Source organism: Pseudomonas wayambapalatensis (assembly GCF_049942315.1).
In the GTDB taxonomy this organism is placed as follows: Bacteria; Pseudomonadota; Gammaproteobacteria; order Pseudomonadales; family Pseudomonadaceae; genus Aquipseudomonas; species Aquipseudomonas wayambapalatensis.
Map to the genome: position 1 here is coordinate 29779 of NZ_JBNFMU010000232.1, position 22568 is coordinate 52346.

At 65.1% G+C, this 22568-nt stretch carries 21 protein-coding genes; 9 read left to right on the forward strand and 12 right to left on the reverse strand.

From position 1 onward, the window contains the following. Positions 1 to 8 precede the first annotated feature (8 nt). Both ACPZMI_RS22730 and ACPZMI_RS22735 read right to left on the reverse strand, forming a co-directional pair. On the reverse strand, positions 9 to 1175 hold the full coding sequence (locus tag ACPZMI_RS22730; RefSeq protein WP_186711730.1) for an MFS transporter: 1167 nt from the start codon (positions 1173 to 1175) through the stop codon (positions 9 to 11). Further along, positions 1168 to 1980, reverse strand: coding sequence for an alpha/beta fold hydrolase (locus tag ACPZMI_RS22735; RefSeq protein WP_288377217.1), 813 nt, complete (start codon positions 1978 to 1980; stop codon positions 1168 to 1170). Before ACPZMI_RS22735 ends, ACPZMI_RS22730 begins: the two co-directional genes overlap by 8 nt. Before the next feature lie 123 nt (positions 1981 to 2103). Between ACPZMI_RS22735 and ACPZMI_RS22740 the strand changes: the two genes are divergently transcribed. From ACPZMI_RS22740 to ACPZMI_RS22765, 6 genes are all read left to right on the forward strand, one after another. Then, on the forward strand, positions 2104 to 2610 hold the full coding sequence (locus tag ACPZMI_RS22740; RefSeq protein ID WP_186664260.1) for a MarR family winged helix-turn-helix transcriptional regulator: 507 nt from the start codon (positions 2104 to 2106) through the stop codon (positions 2608 to 2610). Positions 2611 to 2635: 25 nt separating this feature from the next. After that, positions 2636 to 3574 (forward strand): LysR family transcriptional regulator, encoded by a 939-nt coding sequence (locus tag ACPZMI_RS22745; RefSeq protein ID WP_186711728.1) that lies wholly within the window; start codon positions 2636 to 2638, stop codon positions 3572 to 3574. A 299-nt stretch (positions 3575 to 3873) separates the two neighbouring features. Further along, positions 3874 to 4806, forward strand: coding sequence for a TauD/TfdA family dioxygenase (locus tag ACPZMI_RS22750; RefSeq protein WP_186664264.1), 933 nt, complete (start codon positions 3874 to 3876; stop codon positions 4804 to 4806). Next, on the forward strand, positions 4803 to 6287 hold the full coding sequence (locus tag ACPZMI_RS22755) for an AMP-binding protein (protein ID WP_426353128.1): 1485 nt from the start codon (positions 4803 to 4805) through the stop codon (positions 6285 to 6287). Before ACPZMI_RS22750 ends, ACPZMI_RS22755 begins: the two co-directional genes overlap by 4 nt. 15 nt (positions 6288 to 6302) lie before the next feature. After that, entirely contained in the window at positions 6303 to 6902 is a 600-nt protein-coding gene (locus tag ACPZMI_RS22760) for a thermostable hemolysin (protein WP_426353129.1), read from the forward strand. Positions 6903 to 6949: 47 nt separating this feature from the next. Beyond that, positions 6950 to 8140 carry a multidrug effflux MFS transporter gene (locus tag ACPZMI_RS22765; RefSeq protein WP_186722220.1) on the forward strand — a complete coding sequence of 397 codons (1191 nt, stop codon included), beginning with the start codon at positions 6950 to 6952 and terminating at the stop codon, positions 8138 to 8140. Between the two features lie 111 nt (positions 8141 to 8251). Here the strand turns inward: ACPZMI_RS22765 and ACPZMI_RS22770 are convergent, their stop codons facing one another. From ACPZMI_RS22770 to ACPZMI_RS22810, 9 genes are all read right to left on the reverse strand, one after another. Further along, positions 8252 to 8755 carry a GNAT family N-acetyltransferase gene (locus ACPZMI_RS22770; protein ID WP_186664272.1) on the reverse strand — a complete coding sequence of 168 codons (504 nt, stop codon included), beginning with the start codon at positions 8753 to 8755 and terminating at the stop codon, positions 8252 to 8254. 77 nt (positions 8756 to 8832) lie between these two features. Further along, positions 8833 to 9429 carry a nucleotidyltransferase family protein gene (locus ACPZMI_RS22775; RefSeq protein ID WP_426353130.1) on the reverse strand — a complete coding sequence of 199 codons (597 nt, stop codon included), beginning with the start codon at positions 9427 to 9429 and terminating at the stop codon, positions 8833 to 8835. 52 nt (positions 9430 to 9481) lie between these two features. Continuing rightward, positions 9482 to 10507, reverse strand: a complete 1026-nt coding sequence (locus ACPZMI_RS22780; protein WP_186664276.1) for an XdhC family protein — start codon at positions 10505 to 10507, stop codon at positions 9482 to 9484. Between the two features lie 10 nt (positions 10508 to 10517). Then, positions 10518 to 11861, reverse strand: a complete 1344-nt coding sequence (locus ACPZMI_RS22785) for a c-type cytochrome (protein ID WP_426353131.1) — start codon at positions 11859 to 11861, stop codon at positions 10518 to 10520. Positions 11862 to 11874: 13 nt separating this feature from the next. Beyond that, positions 11875 to 14124, reverse strand: coding sequence for a xanthine dehydrogenase family protein molybdopterin-binding subunit (locus tag ACPZMI_RS22790; protein WP_426353132.1), 2250 nt, complete (start codon positions 14122 to 14124; stop codon positions 11875 to 11877). Next, entirely contained in the window at positions 14124 to 14591 is a 468-nt protein-coding gene (locus ACPZMI_RS22795; RefSeq protein WP_054890890.1) for a (2Fe-2S)-binding protein, read from the reverse strand. The genes ACPZMI_RS22790 and ACPZMI_RS22795 overlap by 1 nt, the downstream gene beginning before the upstream one ends. Positions 14592 to 14894: 303 nt before the next feature. Beyond that, positions 14895 to 15224 carry a hypothetical protein gene (locus ACPZMI_RS22800; RefSeq protein WP_186664282.1) on the reverse strand — a complete coding sequence of 110 codons (330 nt, stop codon included), beginning with the start codon at positions 15222 to 15224 and terminating at the stop codon, positions 14895 to 14897. A gap of 74 nt (positions 15225 to 15298) precedes the next feature. Next, positions 15299 to 15949, reverse strand: coding sequence for a DUF998 domain-containing protein (locus ACPZMI_RS22805; protein ID WP_426353133.1), 651 nt, complete (start codon positions 15947 to 15949; stop codon positions 15299 to 15301). A 91-nt stretch (positions 15950 to 16040) separates the two neighbouring features. Continuing rightward, the gene (locus ACPZMI_RS22810) at positions 16041 to 16856 is read right to left on the reverse strand and encodes a sulfite exporter TauE/SafE family protein (protein ID WP_202883543.1); all 816 of its coding nucleotides are present in this window, start codon (positions 16854 to 16856) and stop codon (positions 16041 to 16043) included. A 108-nt stretch (positions 16857 to 16964) separates the two neighbouring features. Between ACPZMI_RS22810 and ACPZMI_RS22815 the strand changes: the two genes are divergently transcribed. The 3 genes from ACPZMI_RS22815 to ACPZMI_RS22825 all read left to right on the forward strand — a co-directional run bounded on the left by ACPZMI_RS22815 (position 16965) and on the right by ACPZMI_RS22825 (position 20764). Continuing rightward, on the forward strand, positions 16965 to 17744 hold the full coding sequence (locus ACPZMI_RS22815) for an AraC family transcriptional regulator (protein WP_426353134.1): 780 nt from the start codon (positions 16965 to 16967) through the stop codon (positions 17742 to 17744). An 80-nt stretch (positions 17745 to 17824) separates the two neighbouring features. Then, positions 17825 to 18574: a FadR/GntR family transcriptional regulator gene (locus ACPZMI_RS22820; protein WP_186708909.1), complete on the forward strand. Its 750-nt coding sequence runs from the start codon at positions 17825 to 17827 to the stop codon at positions 18572 to 18574. 135 nt (positions 18575 to 18709) lie between these two features. Next, positions 18710 to 20764, forward strand: a complete 2055-nt coding sequence (locus ACPZMI_RS22825; RefSeq protein WP_426353135.1) for a 2Fe-2S iron-sulfur cluster-binding protein — start codon at positions 18710 to 18712, stop codon at positions 20762 to 20764. 182 nt (positions 20765 to 20946) lie between these two features. On the opposite strand, the gene ACPZMI_RS22830 is transcribed toward ACPZMI_RS22825, so the two are convergent. After that, positions 20947 to 22527, reverse strand: coding sequence for an aldehyde dehydrogenase (NADP(+)) (locus ACPZMI_RS22830; protein ID WP_426353136.1), 1581 nt, complete (start codon positions 22525 to 22527; stop codon positions 20947 to 20949). Positions 22528 to 22568: the final 41 nt, after the last annotated feature.

Below are 22568 nucleotides of genomic sequence, written 5' to 3' on the forward strand. Positions count from 1 at the left end.
GAGGAGGGTCAAGCCTGGGCCGCGACCGTTCGCGGGGTTACCGGCCGGAGCAGGGCGCTCAAGGCAAGCAGCAGTACAGCGCCACCCGCCATGACGGCCCAAGCCCAGTGCAACGAGCTGAACTCGTCACGCACCAGCCCGGCCACCACCGGCATCGAGGCAGCAATCAGGTAGCCACCCCCTTGCACGAAGGCCAGCAGCGACCCGGCTTCGGTCGGTGAGCGTGCATGATCGAGGGTGACGATCAGCGAGAGCGGGAACAACGCACCGATGCCCAGCCCCAGGCACAGGATGGCCAAGGCGGCCAGTTGCAGCGGCGCCGCCATCAGGCAGGCCAGCCCGCCGATCAGTAGCAGGATCACCAGCGCCAAGGGTTGGCGGCGATCCGGGAAACGGTGAATCAGCGCCGACACCAGCAAACCGGCGATGACCTCGGTGATGGTCAGTGCGCCGAGCAGGTAGCCGGCACTTTTCGCTGTCCAGCCCAGTTCGATGTAGAAGGGCGGCAGCCAGGCGAGCACCAAGGTGTACGCCCCGGTGCCGATCCCGAAGAACACTAGCAGCAGCCAGGCCCGGCCACTGCGCCAGGGCAGGCCGGCCGCCGTGGGATAGGCATGCACGTTGCCTGCGGCGAGCAGCCAGGCGATCAGCGCAATCATGGCCGGAATGGCGGCATAGCCGAGAGTGAGGTTCCAGCCCAGCTTGCCCGCGCTGGGAGCGGCAATGGCGGCGGCGATGGCCGCACCGCCCATGATCCCCGTGGTGAACAGCCCCATGAGCATCCCTGCGCTTTGCGGATGGTTGCGCTTGATGAACGCGGGCATCAGCGACTGGATCACGGCAATGCCGACGCCACCCACGGCAGCGCTGGCGATCAGTGCAGAGGACGATTCGACGTAGGTGCGTACCGCACAGGCTGCGGCAATCAGCGTCATGCCGATGGCCACGCCCTTGACCTCGCCGAGCAGGCGCAGCAGCCAAGGCCCGGCGAGGGCGAACAGGCCCATCATCATCACCGGCAGTGTGGTCAGCAAGCCGCCCTGGAAGTTGCTCAGGCCCAGGTCGCGTTGCAGCAGATCGAGCAGCGGGCCGACCGAGGCCATGATCGGTCGCAGGTTGATGCCGACCAGAATCGCCAGCAGCACTACGCTGGCCTTGGAGGGTGTGTCACCCATGTCGCTGTTGCTCCTGCAGGAAACCACTGAGTGCCCGGTTGAAGGCCGGGGCATGGGAAACGTTGAAGACATGGCCGTCGCCTGGAAAAGTGATGAGCTGGGCGTGAGCAATACGTCTGGCAATGGCCTCGGCCTCGCCAGGTGGGCTGATGCGGTCGCCGTCGGCGGCAAGCACCAGGGTGGGTGCCTGGATGTGTGACAGTCGATCGCTCGGGTCGTAGGTTTTCATACCCTCGCACCAGTGGATCTGGCAGCGCGCCCGTTGCATGGCGGCCTGGGCATGCCAGGCCTGGTAGAGGCTCTGTCCTTGGCTGGAGGCGGCGAAGGAACTGCCGACCAGTTGCGGCCATGTCGTCTTGAAGCGCTTCAGGCAGCCGTCCGGTTGGCAAAGGTTTTCGACCCACTCATCGAGCTGGTGATGGCGCGCGGAGCTGTTCATGCTGGCGAAGGTCGCGGCCACTACCAGTTTGTCCACGGCATCTGGGTAGGTGCAGGCCAGTTCCAGAGCAATCATGCCGCCCAGCGAAAGCCCGATCAGTTGAGTGCTGGCCAGCCCAAGGTGATCCAGCAATGCGATCAGCTCCTGGGCTTGCAGGTGAGGCGTGATGTGTTCCGGCGCATTGCTGGACGCGCCATGGCCGAGCAGGTCCGGTACGATGACGCGATGGCCCAGGCGCAGCAGGGCCCCGACCTGGTCCGTCCAGGCGCGGCCACTGTTGCCCAGCCCGTGCAGGAGCAGGGTGGGGGTGCCGGCCCCGGCGTCAAAGTAGTAATAGCGATTTCGGTTGTGTTCGAAGAACGCCATGTTCCCTCCCGATTCATACCTCGTGCATATCAAGATAACTTAACGTTAAGATACTTGGAAGGTGCCGGGGTACGGCAGGGATGTGGCCCTTGGGGAGTTCAGGGTGAACGGACGGTTATGCCAATGAAAGATCATGTCGATTTCGTCGTCGCGCAATGGGCGCAGGCGATGCCCTCGGTGGACGCTTCGTCCATGGAGGTCTTCGGGCGCATGGCGCGCCTGCAGAAACACCTCGAGCGCCGACGGTGCGCGGTGCTCGATCAATACGGTTTCAAGGAAGGGGAGTTCGATGTCATGGCGACCTTGCGCCGCTCCGGCGCACCGTACCAGCTGACCCCGACCGAGCTGTACAACTCGTTGTTGATCACATCCGGGGCGATGACCAATCGACTGAGCCGCCTCAAGGAGGCGGGCATGGTCGAGCAGATCCACGACCCTGCCGACAAGCGCAGCTATAAGGTGGCGCTGACTGCAGCCGGGCTTGCGGCCATCGAAAAAGCGGTTTTCAGCCACACCGACTTGCAAAACCAGTTCCTGGCACCGCTGCTGCCCGAGCAGCGCGAAGCCCTGGCGCAAATGCTCAAACTGATGCTGGCCAAGCTCCCCGAAGACGTCGATCCCATTCCATGAACATGATGACCCAGGAGGCCCCTGCATGCTTCACAGCAATTACCTGAAGCAGCTGGACCTGCAAGACATCGTGGTGTTTCTCAACTTGCTGGAATATCGCAGTGCCAAGCGCACCGCCGAACTGATGAACGTCAGCCAGCCCACGGTGAGCTACTGCCTCAAACGCCTGCGCGGTTGTTTCGACGACACCCTGTTCGCCTCCTCGCAGGGTCTGCTGCAGCCAACCGCCAAGGCGGAAAAGATCGCACCCTACCTGCGCGTGGTGATCGAGTCGGTCAACCGCTGCGCCGAGGATGATCCTGCGGGCGATGGCGTCACAGCCCCCAGGATCTGGCGTCTGTGCGCGCCGGAATACTTCGAGCTGGCCTTTCTGCCCCAGGCACTGGCGACCTTGTCGCGCAGCCATGCCAACACCTCCCTGCACCTCGATCGGCTGAGCCGCGACCTGCCGGTGGACCGGTTGATTTCCGGTGATATCGACCTGGCCATCGGTTTCGGGCCGAGTTACCACCAACTGCACCCCGAGCTGCAATGGCAGCCGGTGCTCAGCGACGGTTTCGTCTGCCTGACCAGCCAGCGTGGACTTGCGCTGGACGGGGCCATGAGCCTGGATGAGTTCTGTGCCTCGGCGCATGTCTTCCCCACACCGTGGATCTCGGAGAAGAACATGGTCGACAGCTGGCTGGAGAAGATTGGTCGCACGCGCAACGTGCTGGTGCGGGCGAACGGCTACCAGGCCTGCGTCAACATCCTCACCGCAGTCCCTTCGACCGTCGCCTTGCCAGCGCGCCTGCTGCCCCACCTGCGCATCCCCGAGGGGGTGAGGGTGTGTCAGCCACCGATGGGGTTTCCGGTGTTCACGGTGGACATGATCTGGTCGCGGGACCGGGGGCTGGGTACGGATGTCGCCAGTTTGCGCACGTTGATCCAGGACGTGGCCGCAGAGTTGCTCCGCGCTGGGTGAAACAGCTTTTTTGACACGGATTGCAGGCGCTCAGGATGAGTGAACATTCAGTGGTTACAGGGCTCTTTAGGGCCTCTTCGCGTCAAGCCATGCCTATTGGCACCTCTTCCTCGGGGTCGAGGGCCCGCGCCCGGACAACGCCTTCCCCCTGTGCGTTCCCTCGCACGCACGCACTTTTAATTTTTCATCATGGCTTTAGGTTTCTTAAAACCAGCATCCACGACATTTCCCCTAACGTGTTTGCGTCAGGCGGCGGACGGCCTGCCTGTCTGTAATCCATTTCCCAAGGAAGATGTCAGATGTTGGCCCACACTCACGCGAAAGTTCTACCCTTCTACCGTCATCCCACGCCGTGCTATGGCTTTGAATGTGTCTATGCCGTCGAACCGGGACTGCGCGTCTTCGATTCGATGAGCACTGCGGCACTCTATGAAGATTTGGCCCACAGCGGTGCGGTGATCTACCGCGACTTCAGCGACTCGCTCGAAGACTTCAACGACTTCGTCAGCGCGCATTCCTCCCGGGTCACCTTCGATCCGGCGCGCAAGGCCGCCACGGCCAACACCGCCGAGATCGAGGCAGGCGTCCACGAGATGGGACTGCACCGAGAAAACGGTAATTTGCCGTTCAACCCCGACCTGCAGTGGTTCTACTGCCTGGAAGCGGCGTCGGTTGGCTCCGAGACCACGCTGTGCGATGGCGAGCGGGTGCTATTCGACCTGTCGTCGAAAACCCGTAAAAGCTTCGAGTCCCGTGCCATTCGCTATGCGCGGCGCATTCCCTGGCACAACGTGCGGCGCTTTCTGAGCATCGAGCTGCAGTTGCCGATCGACAGCATCACCGACGAGCACCTGCAGCAGGTCAACGACCAGGTGGCCGGCCAGACCTACCGTCGCATCGACCAGAACCTGATCGCCTCCGAACTGGTGATCAGCGCGGTGGAAACCAGCTGCTTCAGTGGTCGCAAAGCCTTCTGCAATTCGATGCTCGGCCCCAGCGTCAATTACGAGCCGCCACGCATCACCTGGGCCGACGGCGAGGAGATCGCCCTTGAAATCTGGGACGAGATCAAGGAAGTCACCGCCCGTAACACCTACAGCCACTTCTGGAAGAAGGGCGACATCGTGGTCATCGACAACACCCGCGTGATGCATGGCCGCCGTCGCCTCGACGATATCAGCCGACGCATCTTCGGCGCCCAGAGCTACCGCATCGGGGGTAACGGCCAATGATCAGCCAGAAAATGCAGCACTACCTGACCACCAGCACGGACCGCGTGGTGATCCGCGAGATGCACGGGCGCGACTACACCCTGCATGGCCTGCGCGATGACGTCGAACGCCTGGCCCAGGCACTGCAGGCTCGGGTCGGCAACTGCGAGCGCAAGGTGTTCGGTATCGCGATGCGCTCATGCTACGAGTGGGTGTACACCCTGCTGGCGATCCAGAAGGTTGGTGGTGTGTTGCTGCCGGTGCCCATCGAATTTTCCGACGATCAGATCGGTAGCCTGCTCGGCAAGGCCGCTGCCGTGTTCGTCAGTGATGAGCCGACCGCCCGGCGCCTGCAGCGGATCCTGCCAGACAAGCCCAGCTTCATCCCCCGGCAATTGATGACCCGGTCCACGGACACGCCCTGGGCCCAGGACGACGAACTGATCCCCGCGGGTATCGTCTCGGTGATCCACACCTCGGGCACCACCTCCAAGCCCAAGGGCGTGATGATTCGCGACGCGGCCGTGGGGCTGCTGGTCGACAACGTGATGAAGCGCCTGCCGCAGCAGCCGCTGCATTACTTCTCGATCGTGCCGATGAGCCTGCTGATCGAACAGGTGCTGGGCGTGTTCATTCCGATCCTGTCCGGCGGCACCCTGACGCTGATGCCCGAAGGTGTCACCGAGTACGGCGCGGCCAGCGGCAATGCCCGTCATTATCTGGAGCTGATCGCACCTAACCGGCCCAACTTCCTCTACCTGCCGCCCAAGCTGCTGGAGGAGGCCAACCTGCTGCTCGAGCAGGGTGCCACTGTCGAGCAACTGTTCGGCCCAGCCAGTCCGCACATCATCACCGGCGGCGCGAAGATCCCGGCCACCGTGCTCCAGGCCCTGGATGCCCGAGGCGTGCAAGTGTTCGAGGCCTACGGGCTGAGCGAGAACTCCTCGATCATCTCGCTGAACTCGCCTGCAGAACGGCGTATCGGCTCGGCTGGCAAGCTGCTCGACGGCATCGAGCCCAAGCTGGTCGACGGCGAGTTGCTGGTGAAGACGCCGACCCTCTGCGCGGGTTACTACAACGCCGACGACACGGCCTGCGACCTGTCCGACGGCTACCTGCACACCGGCGATATCGCCGAGTTCCGTGACGGTTTCCTGTACATCACCGGGCGCAAGAAGCACGTGATCATCCTCTCGACGGCGCGCAACATTTCGCCTGAGTGGGTGGAGAACGTCTACAAGGAGAGTGCGCTGGTCGACGACATGATCGTCATGGGCGAGGGGCGCGACGAGCCGTGTGCCATCGTCCTCAGCACCGCAAGCCCCGCCAGCGTGCGGGACGAGATGGCGCGCCTGGAGCACCGCCTTGCCGACTTCGCGCGGGTGCGACGGGTCGAGGTGGTCGAGGACATTGCCGCGTTTCGTGACCAGTTCTACACGGTCACCGGACGACCGCGGCGCGCCGAGATCGAAGCGCGATTCATCGATCAACTGTACGCCTAGGACGGGACGTCGCCCATGTACATCGTGCGCAATTTCTACAAGGGTCGCCCCGGCTACCGCTGCCTGCAGGAGGCGGTGCGTGGCCATTACCTCAAGCACTACGACGCAACGCCCGTGCCGCAGCCCGACCTGTTCGCCTGCCTGACCGGCTCGACCGGCGGGGCGCCAGGCTACGCCTGTGCCGGCATCAGCTACGGCGACTCCGGCAAGCTGTTCAGCGAGTACTACCTGGACCATGCGCTGGATGAACGCTATGCCATCGACCGTGCGCGTATCGCGGAGATCGGTGCTTTCGCCTCGTTCCAGAGCGGCAGCGGCGCCGGCAAGTACCTGCTCGACAACGTGATCCGCACCCTGGCGCTGCGCAACTTCGGCCTGGTGGTGCTGACCGCCACGCCACAGGTCCAGCAGCTGCTGGCAGCGATCGTCGACAACCTCGACGACCTGGGCCTGGCCGATCCGCGTCGGGTCAAGGACCCCGGTGTCAACTGGGGGACCTACTACGACCAGGCACCGCGCGTACTGGTTTCGCGCCTGTCCTCGCCCAGTGCCTGGCTCAAGGCCCCGGCACCTTCCATCCCGCCACCGCAGTTCGCCCACCAGGCGTCTGTCTGACCCATGTGCGTGCCGGGCGCTTCGCTGCCCGGCACGCCGGAGATCCTATGCACGCCAATACGCGTTATGAAAACTTCATCGTCTTCCTCGCCCCGCTGGTCAACAGTCTGGGGGGCATCGCCATCGATCTGTATGCACCGAGCCTTCCGTCCATCGGACGCGAACTGGGCGCGGGGCCTGCGCTGATGCAGAACACCATCACCATCACGCTGCTGTTCTATGCCCTGGGGCAGCTGTTCTTTGGCGTGATGGCCGACGCGCGCGGGCGCCGGCCTGCCGTACTGCTGGGCCTGGGCGTGTTCGTGGTCGGCAGCCTGCTGGCCACTGCTGCGACGTCCATCGAGATGCTGCTGCTGGCGCGTGCGCTGCAGGGCTTTGCCATTGGCGCCTGCCAGGTCGTTGCCCGTGCTGTGTTGGTCGACATCGTCAAAGGCCCGCGCTTCTATGTCGCGATCATCTACCTCAGCCTGGCGTTCGGCCTGGGGCCAGTCATCGCGCCCTATATCGGCGGGCTGATCGAGGTGCATTTCGGCTGGCGCTACAACTTCGTGCTGTATGCCGCCTATGCCCTGATGGTCCTGGCTTTCGTCGTTGCCGGGCTCAAGGAGTCACTGCCGACCGGTGCCCGTCGCAGTGCCTTGCAGACGGTGGTCGGCTATCGGTTCATCCTGGCCGACAAGCGCTTCCGTGCCTCGGTGGTGGTGCTCGGCGCGAGCTTTTCCGCATTCCTGCTGTGGAACGTGTTTGGGCCGCATATCGTCCAGGATGTGCTTGGCCATGACGCTCATTACTTCGGCACCACGGCGCTGGGTGTGGGCTGCTGCTATCTGGTCGGCACACTGACCAACCGTGCGCTGGTCCGTGTCGTTTCACCCGATACCTTGATGTGGAGCGGGCTGGCGCTGTTTCTGGTGGGGGTACTGTGCATCGCGGCGGCTGCCGACACCTTGAGCCTGGCGAACATTCTTGCTGGCATCATGCTGATCGCCTTCGGCCAGGGCTTTATCTTCTCCAATGCCATGGCCCGTTCGATGGCACTGTTTCCTGATCGCGCTGGGGTGGCTGCGAGTCTGCAGGGCTGCTTGATGCTGGTGTTCGGTTCGATTGCCTCGGCGACGGTCAGTGGCTTCGGGTTGGAGTCGAACCTGCCGATCGCCGGGGTCTTCGCAGTACTGATGCTGGTATCTTTTTCCGGGATGCTGGGTGCACGGATGGCGCGCCAGGCGTCCTTGGCCTAGGTGCTTGTGCGAATCGTAGAGCGCCCAGCGCCCGATCAATCCAGTGGCTGGGACAGCAGACGGTCCAGCTACTGGGCATAGGCAGCAAGCGCTGCCAGCCTCGCGCAACCGTCACCCCAGTGCTTCGTGCTCTTGCTTGTACAGTTGCAGGCCACGGGCCTGATAGTTGGCCAGGGCGGCGGGATGGTCGAGGCTGCAGGTGTGTACCCAGACCCGCCGCGTGCCAGGCCACTCCCACGCGCTGCGGATGGCCTGGCTGAGCAGCGGGCCGCCGAAGCCCTTGTCAAGGAACTGCGGGGCGAGGCCGAAGTAGCGGATCTCGGTGTTCTCGCCGTCGGGGCGGTGCAGTTCGTAGTAGCCGGCGATGGCGCCACGGTGGTAGGCCACCCAGGTGCGGTGGCAGTCCTGGCCGACAACCGCCAGCCACTGTTCGTCGCTCCAGCTGTTCAGGTCGGTCCAGCCCCAGGCCTTGCCCACCAGTTGGTACAGGAAGCGGTTGAGCTCCGGCTGGACGACTTCGCATTCGACGATCGTCAAGCCATCGGGGGCAGGCTTGCTGCGCAGGGCATCCGGGGAGGTCATTTCCAGGTAGAAGGTGGTCAGCGTGGCGGTCACCGGTGCGGCTCCAGGTCGGGGGCAAGACCGCTAGCGTACCTGCCAGGACGTGCGGATCAAAGCCTGGTGGCCATTACTCAGCTCGATGTGGGCGGGATATCGGCGGGTGTGTCGATGTCACGCAGGATGCCAGGGTCGTCGAGATCCAGCACAAGGCAGGCGTGGGGGTTGGCCTCGATGACCGGTCGCCCACCCTGGTCACCTTGCAGGCGGGTGAGGGCTGCCCAGAAATGGCGCCCGAAGATGACCGGATGGCCACGTCGGCCTTGGTAGCACGGCAGGACGATACGTTCGGCAGCGAGGTGACCGAGCAGGTGCTCGAAGGTGCGTGGTGCGATCCACGGCATATCGCCAAGCAGCACGGCCACGGCCGGGGCATCGATGCTGGCCAGGGCCGTGATGCCGGCCGCGAGGCTCGCTCCCATGCCATCAGCTGCCTGTGAGGCGCGTACGATGTGGACTTGCGCATCGATGCCCAGGGTTTGCGGATCATCGTCGCAGCGCAGCACCACATACACCGGGTCGAAACAGGCTTGTACCTGTTTCAAGGTGCTGGCCAGTAGGCCCTGTCCGTCCGCGAGCACGGCCTTGCGCTTGTCGCTGCCAAAGCGCGTGCCGCGTCCGGCGGCGAGCACCAGGGCGGCGCAGCGAGCTCTGGCTTGGGGTTCGGTCATGGTGGGTTGTCCGAGTGTGGCGGCATGGGGTGCAGGCAAGCATACCGCAGGGTCAGGCGGCAGGCAGCGCCTGTTGTTCGCGTGCCTGCTTGGCCTTGGTGACGTTCACCGCGCCGGGCAGTTCGACGCCGTTCTTGGCGGCAAGGATCTCGGCCATCACACTCACGGCAATCTCGGCCGGAGTCTTGCTGCCGATGTAGATGCCGATGGGGCCGTGCAGGCGCGCAAGGCTGGCGTCGGTTTCACCGAAGTGCTCGATCAGCCGCGCGCGACGCTGCTGACTGTTGCGCCGCGAGCCGATGGCACCGATATAGAAAGCTGGGCCACGCAGCGCTTCGAGCAGGGCCAGGTCGTCGAGCTTGGGGTCGTGGCTGACCGCAACGATGCAGGTGCGCAAGTCCGGGGCGTAGTCGCGCACGACATCGTCGGGCATGCCGACCAGGCACTCGACGCCGGCCACGTTCCAGCCGTCGATGTACTCGGGCCGCGGGTCGCAGACCGAGACACGAAAACCGTTGAACAGGGCCATGGTCGCCAGGTATTCGGCCAGGGCGCCGGCCCCGATCAGCAGCAGTCGATAGCCCGGGCCCAGGGTGCTGGCCATGTGCTCGCCATCAACGCTGAACTGCTCCGGGGCAGCGCTGGCGAGAAGGGTGGCCGCGCCGCTGTGCAGGTCGAGCTGACGGCGCACCAGTTGGCCGCTGTCGAGCTGCTCAAGCAGTTGGGCCAGCGACTGCCACGACGGTGAAAACTCCAGAATCAGCTCCAGCGTGCCGCCACAGGGCAGCCCGAAGCGATGGGCCTCGTCGGCGGTAACGCCGTAGCGCACGCGCTGCGGGGTGCTTTCAGGCAGGCCGGGGCCACCGTAGGCGGTGGTGTAGCGGTGGATCAGGTCGTCTTCGATACAGCCGCCGGAGACGCTGCCGACCACCCGCCCGTCGCTGCGCAAGGCCATCATCGAGCCGACCGGGCGTGGCGATGAGCCCCAGGTACGGGCGACGGTGGCCAGTAGCACGCGGTGGCCGGCTTGCAGCCAGTCCCGAGCGGTGCGCAGGACCAGCAGGTCGATACTTTCCATGGGCGCTCCTTCAACGCATATGCAGCACGATCGGGCTGCTGCTGGCAGGGTCGGTATGCTCGCGAAGCTTGGCCACTGCCTTTGCATCGACCGCACCACCGGTATTACCCCAGGTCGTACGGACGAAGCTCAGCACCTCGGCGATCTCCTCGTCCGACATCTGCTCACGCAGCGCGGGCATCCGGTAGGCATCCGGCACCCCGGCGGCGACGACACGCTGCGAGCCGTTGAGGGTGATATTGATTGCCGAAGCGTTTTCCTTGGCCAGCATCGAGGTCGCGCCGGCCAGTGGCGGTATCCACTCGGCCTGGCCCTGGCCGTCCAGGCCATGGCACGACGCGCAACGGGTTACGTAGCTGTGCGCGCCCGGTGCATCCAGACGGGTAGCCGCCGACATGGCCTGATACTGCCAGGGGGCGCCGTCGCGCTGGGGATCACCCGGCAGGGACTTCAGGTAGCGGGCAATCGCGCCCAGGTCGTCGTCGCTCATGAACTGCGTGGAGTTGTTGAACGCCTCGGTCATCGAACCGTACACCACCGCATGCTTGTTGCGACCGGTCTTGAGGAACTGCACGATCTCGGGTTCGCTCCAGCGCCCGAGCCCGGTGTTGTGGTCCTGGCGCAAGCTCGGCGCATACCAGCCGTCGAGCAGGGCTCCGGCGAGAAACGCCTCGCCGGAGTCGTCCAGCGCTTTTTCGTTGAAGGCAAGGCCACGTGGCGTATGGCAACTGCCGCAGTGGCCCGGGCCCTGGACGATATAGGCGCCGCGGTTCCACAGGGGGTCTTCGGTGGGCTTTTCAGCGTAGGGCTTGTCGGCGGCGAACAGGCCGTTCCAAAAGGCGATCGGCCAGCGCAGGTTCAGCGGCCAGGGAATATCGCTGGGGATATTGGCCTGGTCGGACGGTTGCACGCCCTTCATGAAGAAGGCATACAGCGCCCTCATGTCGTCATCGCTGAGCTTGGCGTAGGAAGGGTAGGGCATGGCCGGGTACAGCCGGCGCCCGCCCGGCGCGACGCCATGGCGCACGGCGCGGTCGAAGTCAGCGAGGCTGTAGCTGCCGATACCGTTTTTGCGGTCCGGGGTGATATTGGTGGCATGGATCGCGCCCAGGGGTGTTGCCATTTCCAGGCCGCCGGCGAACGGCGCCTTGCCGGGCAGGCTGTGGCACGCCACGCAATCGCTCAGGCGCGCGACATATTCGCCGCGGGCGATCAGCGCCTGGTCGGGGCTTGGTGTTTCCTGCTCGAAGGGCGAGGTGACCTCGCGGGTGACATACCAGGCCAGCAGGCCTGCCGCGACAAGGCAGGGCAGCGCAAGCCAGCGAGTGGTGGTGACCAGTCGGCTGTTTTTCATGAGGGCTTCCGTGTCAGGCAAAGGTATGGCGGCTGAGGGGCAGGCTGCGTGCGCGTTGGCCGGTCAGCCGCGCCACGGCGTTGGCCACCGCTGGTGCCACTGCCGGCAGCGGCGGCTCGCCGATGCCACCCATCTTCGCCCCGCTCTCGACGATGCGCACATGCACCCGGGCCATGCGCGATGGCGGCAGGATCGGGTACAGGTCGTAGTTACGCGCACGCGGCATGCCGTTGACCCACACCGCTTCCTCCACCAGTGTCTGCGAGAGGCCCAGCGCCACGGCGCCGTTGACCTGATGCTCGACGATCGCCGGGTTGACGATGCTGCCCGGGTCGATCGCTTGCCAGATGTCGTGCACCTTGACCTGGCCGTTCTCGATCGATACTTCGGCAATCACCGCCGCCTCCGAACCGAACGGCGAGGCCATGGCCACTCCGCGGGCCCGCTTGGTTCCATCTTCGGCGGTGAAGGGGCCACGCTTCCAGCCACCGGACAATTCGCCGACAGCCTGCAGCAGGGTGGTCAGGCGTGGGTTGTCGCGCAACAGATGCAGGCGCAGCTCGAACGGGTCGTGCCCGCCTTTGTCGGCCAGTTCATCGAGGAACGACTCATAGAAGAAGTCGTTCAGCGAATTACCGACCGAACGCCAGTAGCCCAGCATGGCAGGGCCCTTGACATAGATTTGCGCGATGCGTTTGTTGGCAATGGCATAGGACTTGCCCGCCAGGCCTTCCACGGCAGTGGGGTCGATCTTCTCGCCCTGTTTGCCGGCGATTGCCTCGGTCGGGCTCTCGGTCGCGCTGACCGCTTCGATGGCAACCGGCAGGCCCTTCTCGTCGAGCCCGGCGCGGAACTTGACCACTGCCACGGGCCGCAGCACGTCACGTACGAACTCTTCCTCGCGGGTCCAGATCAGCTTGACCGGGCGCCCGACCGCCTTGGCCAGGGCAATGGCCTGTGGGTAGGGGTTGGCCGAGTCGTACAGGAAGTGGCGCCCGAAGAAACCGCCCAGAAGCGGCGAATGCAGGATGATCTGTTCCTTGGCAAGGCCGGTGCGCTTGGCGATGTCGTCGCGGAACATGTCCGGCGCCTGGTTGGGCAGCCAGACTTCGAGCGACCCATCGGAATTGAAGCGCGCGAGCGCCGACGGCGGTTCGAGCTGGCCGTGGTTGAGGTACTGGTTGTGGTAGGTGGCTTCCACCTGGGTCTTGGCCCCCTTGAGCGCAGCCGCTACATCGCCTTCGTTCTCGTCATCGCGCGCCGGGCCGGTTTGTGCGGCCAGGTGATCGCGATAGGCATCGCTGGAAAAGTCAGCCGGCATCGTGCGTACCTTCGAATCGGCCCCCGGCTCCTGCCAGTCGACCTGTACCGCCTCCACTGCACGCTTGGCATGCCACCAGCGTTCGGCGACCACCGCCACTGCACCCGGCAGGACATGCACCGAATGCACGCCCTTCATCGCCTTGACCTGCGCTTCGTTGCGCAGGCCGCCCACCGTCATGCCCAGTCGTGGCGCGTGCTGCACCGCCGCGTGGAGCATGTCGTCGACCTTGAGGTCGATACTGTACTGAGCCTTGCCGGTGGACTTGTCGTAGGCATCGAGACGGCGTACCGGCTTGCCGATCCAGCGGAACTGGCTGGGATCGCGCAGCTTGACGCTGGCCGGGTCCGGCACAGGCAGGTCCATGGCGCGCTCGGCCAGGTCGCCATAAGCGACCGAGCGGCCGGAGGCTGCATGCACCACCTTGCCCGGTTCGGTGCTCAGCTCGCCGACCGGGACTTTCAGGGTGTCGGCACCGGCCTGCAGCAGCATGGCCCTGGCCAGCGCGCCAAGGCGGCGCATGGTTGGGTAGCTCATGCGTACCGACATGCTGCCGCCGGTGATGCGTAGGCCATTCTCCATCACCACATAGGCTTCGCCAGGTGGTGCGGCATCGATCAGGAAGTGGGCCGGTTCCACATCCAATTCTTCGCCGACGATCTGCGCCATGGCGGTGAATGTGCCCTGGCCACCTTCCATGAAGGGGCAGAGCAGGCGCACGGTGCCGTCAGGGCGGATTTCCAGGAATGCCGGCACCTGCGTGCCGCGCTCTGCGGTCAGCGCGGTGGCGGCCTGGACCCGGGCCGAGCCGAGCGGCAAGCCAAAGCCGATCACCAGGGCGCCGATGGCGCTCCCCGCAAGAAAGCGCCGACGCGACAGGTTGACCGGCTGATCCAGTTTCAGGTCGCGCAGTTCGGACGGGATGTCGATGGGCGAGTTCATCAGACGCTCTCCTTGGCGGCGGGCTGGGCGGCGAGCTCGTGCACCGCGGCGTGGATCGCGTTGTAGGTGCCGCAGCGGCACAGGTTGACCATCGCGGCGCTGATCTGCTCGTCGCTCGGTGCTGGCGTGTGCTTGAGCAGGGCGGTCGCGGCCATCACCTGGCCAGACTGGCAGTATCCGCACTGGGCGACCTGATGTTCGACCCAGGCCGCAACCACGCGCTTGCCCACCGGGTCGGCCTCGATCGCTTCGATGGTGGTCACTTCACGGCCAACCACACCGGCCACCGGCGTGACACAGGCACGCACCACGTTGCCGTCCACCAGCACCGAGCAGGCGCCACACTGGGCCAGGCCGCAGCCGTATTTGGTGCCGGTCATGCCCAGGTCATCGCGGATCACCCACAGCAGGGGGGTATCGGCGTCGGCGTCGACCTGATAGGTCTTCTGGTTGATGCGTAGTTCCATGGCGTTCACCCGCTGATCATCGGTTGGTGTTTCGTCGTTATAGGCAGGGCAGTGCATCGAGGCAGGGCCCTGGGAGGAATGCCGCGCGCGCAGGAGGCGGGTTCCCGATCTGAAAACTCTAGACCCTGGTGGACAGGTTTCCTATCCGTCGGGCAGCAGGTTCAGAGAATCAGGCAAGAAATCAGGTGGATTGCGCTAGTGACAGGACTGGGCGGCTGCATCGCGCGGCGAGCCGTCGGTAAAAGCGCCGACATCGATCACGGATGTCGGCATCAGGCCAGTTGAACCAGGGGCCCGCGTTCGTTATCGGCGCGCGACGGCGTGATGGACGCACTGTTCGTAGTAGGTCTGCTTGATGGCGTTCGGCGGCAGGCGTGAGCTGCTGCTGTAGGTTTGCTCGGTGATGCCGAACGCCGTCATGCGCATCCAGGGTTTGGCGAAGCGCCGCACTTGCAGTTTCTTGCGCTGCGCATAGAGCGTCACCCCGGAGAGCTTGGCATGCTGCGCGTCGGCGGCGATCTGCGCGCCCCAGCCACACACGCTGCGATCGTTCTGGCTCAGCGGCCTGGCCTGGGCGCCGAATGCGGTGACCACCAGTACGCAGCTGGCCAGGGTTGCTAGAAATACCCGCATGTTGCTGTCCTAAGCGTCTGAAGAAAAAGGGAGTTTGCCTTCGCTTTGAACGCCTGGGGGCCAGCAATTTGCCGTCAGACGACAAGCAGCTTTGTCGGGCAGGAGGTGGGCAGGCGCAAAGAGAACCAAGCCAGCCCAGCAACCCAGAGCACCGCCACGCCGTAGTTGATTCGTTGATAGAGACCGAAGAGCTGGCCTGTTTCGGCTGCCCGTGCCATCAACGCCACCGTGCCGATGGAGAACACCACACAAAGCAGGGAGCCAATGGCGAGCAGCCGTGAATCACCCATGCGCAGTGCCAGCCAGACCCACAACAGGCTGGCCAGGGGCAACGACAGGAACATCAGCAGACCGCTGAGGTTATGCATGTGCTGGGAGAACGAAGGCTCTGTGGGGGTGCAACCTGGGTCGCAGGCGAATACCCCAGTCCCCAGACTTGCAACACCGTGCAACAGCACCAACAGCGCGCTCGCCAGGGCGACGTTCGAGTGACGCCAGCGACGGGCCAGCCCCCAGGCGAACAAGGCAAACAGCAGTGCCAATGGGAAGTTGTTGACCCAGGGCGAGAATGCCGCGGTCGGTGCGCCTGTCGCCCCGAGCTGGCTCAAGGCCTGCTGCAGGTGCTGGTAACCGGGGTAAGCCTGAGCGGTGAGCCAAACCCCCAGCAGCAACCAGAGTGGGATGAACAGGCCGGTGGTGAGCAGGGCTCGGTCGAGTTTCGTCATAAGATGCCTTCCTTGGGCCATGCCGCTACATCTGGCGGCACGTGAACCCGCACACTACAGGCCTCGGCGGGCGGTTCGCCAGCCGTTTCGCTCAGCGGCCGGTCCCCAGCATCACCACCAGCACGCAGGCCAGCAGTGCCAGGTAGGCCCGCGCATGCAGGGTATCGCTCAGGCGCCCCAGCAGCGGCGCCGCCAGGTGCATGCCGAGCCAGGCGCCTGCGGCCATTGCCAGTGCCGCACGCAGGTCGATGTAGCCCAGCAGGCCTGTGCCCAGGTCCGTTCCCGGAGTCGGCACCAGGGCATACACCAGGGTCGCGGCCAGCGCCATGGGCAGTGACAGCGGGTTGGCCATGGCGGTGGCGGTGCTCATGCTGGCGCCGCGCCTGCGCATCAGCGGCACGGTCATCACACTGCCGCCGACTCCCAACAGCGCTGCCAGTGCGCCGATCGGCAGGCCGGCGAGGGTGGCCGCTGCCTTGCCCAGCGGCGCCGGGCGGTGGTTGTCAACGCGCATGAAGCCTGGACGAAGCCATGCATCGAGCAGGCTCAGCAACAGGTAGCCGATGAATAGCCAACGCAGCCAGGTGCTGTCCAGGTACAGGGCGGCCCAGGCGCCAGCCAGTGCCCCCAGCGCGATGGCCGGCGCCAGAGGGCGTACCAGGTCCCAGCGCAGCGTGCCGGCGCGCTGGTGCCGCCAGGTGGCCAGGGCGCTGCTGAAGATCATCACCAGGGCAGAGGTGGCCACGGCGATCTGCATGGCGTGCAGTGCCATCGGGGAGCCCGCCGCGTGGCTGGTGAGCAGCAATGCGTAGAGCAAGGGCACAGCGAAGAAACCGCCGCCGAAGCCGAACAACAGCGTGGTGACGCCAGCGCACACGCCGAAGACACCGAGCAGGGGGTACAGCATGATCGTCAGCCTTTATTGAGAGAGTGGAGGTGCAGGGTAGGAGGACGAGGGCTGGCCAGCATTCGAACATTGGCCAATAATCCGTGCGTTTCAGCCATGGAGGCTCCGATGCGCAATGTGCCGCTGTTCCAGGTCGATGCCACGCCGCGCCCGGTGTTGGCGATCGCCACCGATTACCCGCCCGACACGCTATTGCCACGGCATGTCCACCGGCGTGCTCAGTTCCTCTATGGCATGAGCGGATTGATGGAAGTCCTGACCGACGATGGCGCCTGGGTCATCCCGCCCTACAGCGGTGTGTGGATTCCGCCCGGCAAGCCCCATCAGGTACTGATGCGCGGCGTGAGCACGCGCAGCCTGTACATCGAGGCCGTTGCGGCGCCGAGGCTGGGGCAGGCCTGCGAAGCGCTGCTGGTCACGCCGCTGCTGCATCAGTTGCTGCTGGCCAGTGCCGAACTGCCTGCGCTGTACGACCCACAAGGGCGCGATAGCCAACTGGTCGGCTTGATCCTGCATGAGTTGCGCAGCGCCGAGCGCCTGCCGCTGTTCGCGCCGATGCCAGGGGAGCCGCGTCTGGCGCAATTGTGCCTGGCGTTTCTCGCGGCGCCGTCGATCAGCACTACGGCCGAGCCCTGGGCGATACACCTGAACTGGAGCCCTCGGACGTTCAGCCGACGCTTTCGCGAGCAGACCGGGCTGTCGTTCGGTCAATGGCGCCAGCAAGCCTGCCTGATGGCAGCCGTCACGCGACTGGCAGCGGGTGAGGCGGTCACCCGGGTTGCCCTCGACCTCGGGTATGACAGCCCCAGTGCGTTTTCCAGCATGTACCGCAGGGTCATGGGCGAGGCGCCGTCGGCGGTTCGGCAAAAGGCATTGGCGGCGAGATGAAAACCCTGGCGGATGTATGTGATCGTACAACTGCATGAGCTATGATGACGGCTGTCTTTTCACGATGAAACGTACAGGGCATGACAGAGCAGCAACTACAGGCACGTACCCGACGCAAACCGCGCAGTCTGGCGCAGGAACTGGTCACGGTGCTGACCGAACGTATTCGCAGCGGCCAACTCAAGCGTGGCGACAAACTGCCGACCGAATCGCAGATCATGGTCGAGGAGGGCGTCAGCCGCACGGTGGTGCGTGAGGCGATCTCGCGGCTGCAGGCGGCCGGCCAGGTGGAGACCCGCCACGGCATTGGCACCTTTGTGCTCGACGCGCCGAGCACCGGCGGTTTCCGTATCGACCCGGCGACCATCGTGACCCTGCGCGAGGTGCTGGCGGTACTGGAGTTGCGCATCGCCCTGGAGATCGAGTCGGCCGGGCTTGCCGCCCAGCGTCGCAGCGATGAACAACTGACCGGCATGCGTGCTGCGCTCGACGAGCTCAACGAAGGTGCCGCGCATGCCTCCGATGCGGTCTCGGCGGATTTCCAGTTCCACCTGCGCATCGCCCAGGCCAGTGGCAATCATTATTTCGCTGACATCATCAATCACCTGGGTACCAGCATCATTCCCCGCACCCGGCTCAATTCGGCGCGCCTGGCCCACGATGACCAGGCCCATTACCTGAGCCGCCTGAGCCATGAGCACGAGGCCATCTATGAAGCCATTGCCCGACGCGACAGCGAAGGAGCGAAAATGGCCATGCGCCTGCACCTGAGCAACAGCCGCGAGCGGCTGCGCCAGGCGCATGAGGCGGCTGAGGCACAGGGGGGCTGATCGAACCATTGGCTTGAATGCGGGCCCATGACTATTTCTTGAAGAGAAATAATCAATTGCCACCTGCACTGATTCTAAGGGTCGGGCGAATGAGTAAGGATTGATACACCCTCACTCAACCGCTCAGGTGCCACCATGAACAAGCCTACGTCGGACCTCAAGCCCTCGCCATGGCACGACGGCGAGCTTGCGCTGCAACGCAGCGTCGGCGCGATCGAACGCATGGTGGGGACCGGCAAGGTGCAGATGTCGCGCGACTTCATGCCCGACCAGCACCGCGAGTTCTATGCCCAACTGCCTTTCGTGGTGCTCGGCAGCGTCGATCCGCATGGCAATCCGTGGGCAACGCTGCGCACCGGCCAGCCCGGCTTCATGCAATCCCCCGATCCGCGTCGGCTGCTGCTGGACCTGCCCCGTGAGCCCGCCGATCCCGCCGATGCCGGGCTGGAGGACGGTGACGGCGTGGGCATGCTCGGCATCGAGTTGCACACCCGCCGACGCAATCGCCTGAACGGCTTCGTGCGCCGGGCAGACGACAGCGGTTTTACCATCGAGCCGACCCAGTCCTATGGCAACTGCCCGCGCTATATCAATCTGCGCCGCTATGTCTTCGATGACAGCACACCCGGTGAGCCCTGCGAGTCTACCGAGCTGAGCGCAGCGGACCGTGCCGTGGTGGCCGCCGCCGATTCCTTCTATGTTGCCTCGTATGTGGTGCGCGATGGCGTGCGCCAGGTGGATGTCTCGCACCGCGGCGGCAGGCCAGGCTTTGTCCACATCGACGCCGACGGCACGCTGAGCGTGCCCGATTTCAATGGCAACCTGTTCTTCAACACTCTGGGCAACATGCTGCTCAACCCCCGTGCCGGGCTGGTGTTCGTCGACATGCGCAGCGGCGACCTGCTGCAGATGACCGGGCGTACCGAGGTGATCGTCGACGATCCACAGACACTGGCCTTCATCGGCGCCGAGCGCATGTGGCGGTTTTACCCCGAGCGGGTCGTGCGCCGACCGGGAGGGTTGGCGCTGCGCTGGGTCGACATGGATGACGGCATCTCGCCCAATGTGTTGATGACCGGTAGTTGGGAGGACATGCAGGCGCGCCTGAAAGCCGCGGCATTGCAGCAAAGCTGGCGTCCGTACCGGGTAACGCAGATCGTCGACGAGAGCGAGCACATCCGTTCGTTCCACCTGGCGCCCGACGATGGTTTGGGCTTGCCGGTGCGCCAGGCGGGGCAGCACCTGCCGATCCGAGTACGGTTGCCTGGAGAGGAGGCGCCATTGGTGCGCACCTACACCTTGTCTGGCGCGCCGGCGGACGATGCGCTGCGCATCAGCGTCAAGCGTGAGGGTGTGGTCTCTCGGCACCTGCATGAGCAGGTCAGGGTCGGTGACCTGATCGAGGCGCGTGCGCCGGCTGGAGCCTTCACCCTCGATGCTGCGGTACGCCGGCCCGTGGTGCTGCTGGCTGCGGGCGTGGGGGTGACCCCGGCATTGGCCATGGCCAGGCACCTGGTCAATGAGGGACGGCGTACACGCTACGCCCGGCCTGCCTGGGTGTTCCAATCGGCGTCGAACCGGGCGCAACTGGCCTTTGCCAGCGAGTTTGCCGCGTTGGTGGCAGCCTCCGAAGGCAAACTCAGGCATATGCGCCTGCTCAGCGATGCCCGCGGTGCGGTCGCAGGTGAGGACTATGAGCGCGAGGGGCGCCTGGGCGTCGATCTGCTGCGCGAGGTGCTGCCTTTCGATGACTACGACTTCTACCTGTGCGGGCCGCAGGGTTTCATGCAACAGATGTACGACGGCCTGCGCGCACTGGATATCAACGATGCACGGATCCACGCCGAAGCCTTCGGCCCATCGAGCCTGCGCCGCACGCGCAACGAGCAGCAGGCCGCGCCGGCCTTGCCGGCGGTGGCCGCTGAGTCGGTTGCGGTGATGTTCATGGACTCGGCGAAAGAGGCGCGCTGGAACCCGGGGGATGGTTCGCTGCTGGAGCTGGCCGAACAGCGTGGCCTTGAGCCGCCTTTTGGCTGCCGTGGCGGGTCGTGCGGAAGCTGTCGGACCCGCGTGCTCAAAGGGGCGGTTACCTATGCCGAGGCACCGGAGTTCGCCGTGGCGCAGGACGAGGCGTTGATCTGCTGCGCCATGCCGGCCGACGGATCCGGTCCCTTGCATCTGGCGTTGTGATAGCAAACTGTCTCTTCGATTGGACTGCCCCCAACAAGTTGGACACAAATCCAACCCTTGGGGGCAGTCCACCCTGTGGGAGCGGGCTTGCCCGCGAACACGGGCGTAGCCCGTGCCAGACACCGAGGTGAATTTTTCGCGGGCAAGTCGCAGCGGCGAACCGCCGCTCCTGCAAGCGCGCGTCAGAGCGCGCCGTCGCTCCACTGACCATTGACCAGGCGCCGCAACCCCAGTGGGTTGCCGTCCTGCAGGGCCTTTGGCAACAAGGCTTGCGGGTAGTTCTGGTAGCACACCGGACGTAGGAAGCGATCGATGGCCAGGGTGCCGACCGAGGTGCCGCGGGCGTCGGAGGTGGCCGGGTAGGGGCCGCCGTGCACCATGGCATCGCATACCTCAACACCGGTCGGATAGCCGTTGACCAGAATCCGTCCGACCTTTTCTTCCAGCAGCGGCACCAGCCAGGCATAGGCGTCGAAGTCTTCGGGCTCGCCGATCAGGGTGGCCGTGAGCTGGCCGCGCAGGCCCAGCAGCGCGGCGCGCAACTGCTCATCGTCACAGACTTCGACCGCCACGGTGGTGGGGCCGAACACTTCTTCCTGCAGCAGCGGATCGCCATCCACCAGCAGGCGTGCGTCGGCCTTGAACAGTTGGGCGCGGGCCTGGCTGCCTTCCTGCGCCTGGCCGGCCAGGTGCTTGATGCCGGCGTGCGCGTGCAGGTGTTCCAACCCGCTCACATAGCTGCGCAAGCCGCCGGCATTGAGCAGGGTCTGCCCCGCCTGCTGCGCCAGGTGTTGGCCGAGGTCTGTGAGCAACTGGCCGAACTGTGCCGACTGCAAGCCGATCACCAGCCCTGGGTTGGTACAGAACTGACCGGCCCCCAGGCACACGGAGCCTGCCAGTTCACGGGCGATGGCTTCGCCGCGTTTGGCCAATGCACCAGGCAGCACGATTACCGGGTTGATGCTCGACATCTCGGCGAATACCGGGATCGGCTGCGGACGTTCGGCGGCCATGCGGCACAAGGCATCGCCGCCCTTGAGCGAGCCGGTGAAGCCGACCGCCTGGATGGCCGGGTGCTTGACCAGCCACTCCCCCACGCCACCGCCGAAGACCATGTTGAACACGCCCTTGGGCATGCCGGTGCGTTCGGCGGCACGGACGATGGCGCAGCCCACCAGGTCGGCGGTGGCCATGTGGCCGCTGTGCGCCTTGAACACTACCGGGCAGCCGGCAGCCAGCGCAGCCGCGGTATCGCCGCCTGCGGTGGAAAACGCCAGTGGGAAGTTGCTGGCGCCGAACACCGCCACCGGGCCCACGCCGATGCGCATCTGGCGCAAGTCCACTCGTGGCAGGGGTTGACGGTCCGGCAGCGCCAGGTCGATACGGGCACCGAGGAAATCGCCCCGGCGCAGCACTTGGGCGAACAGGCGCATTTGCCCGCTGGTACGGCCGCGCTCGCCCTGAATGCGGGCGGCGGGCAGGGCGGTTTCGCGGCAAACGATAGCGACGAAGCTGTCGTCCAGCTCATCCAGTTCGGCGGCAATGGCGTCGAGGAACTCGGCGCGACGGGTTGGCGGCAACTGGCGGAATTCGGCGAAGGCGGTGGCAGCGGCTTTGGCAGCTTGATCGACTTCGTCTTCGGTGGCTTGCATGAAGCTGTAGGGCAAGGCCTCGCCAGTGGTGGCGTCCAGGCTCTGCAGGCGCTGCTGGCCGGCGGCACTGCGCTGGCCGGCGATGAAGTTATGGCCGAGGATCTCAGGCATGAGGTGCTCCTGTAGGTAAAGTGCAAGGTCCATCCATCCCC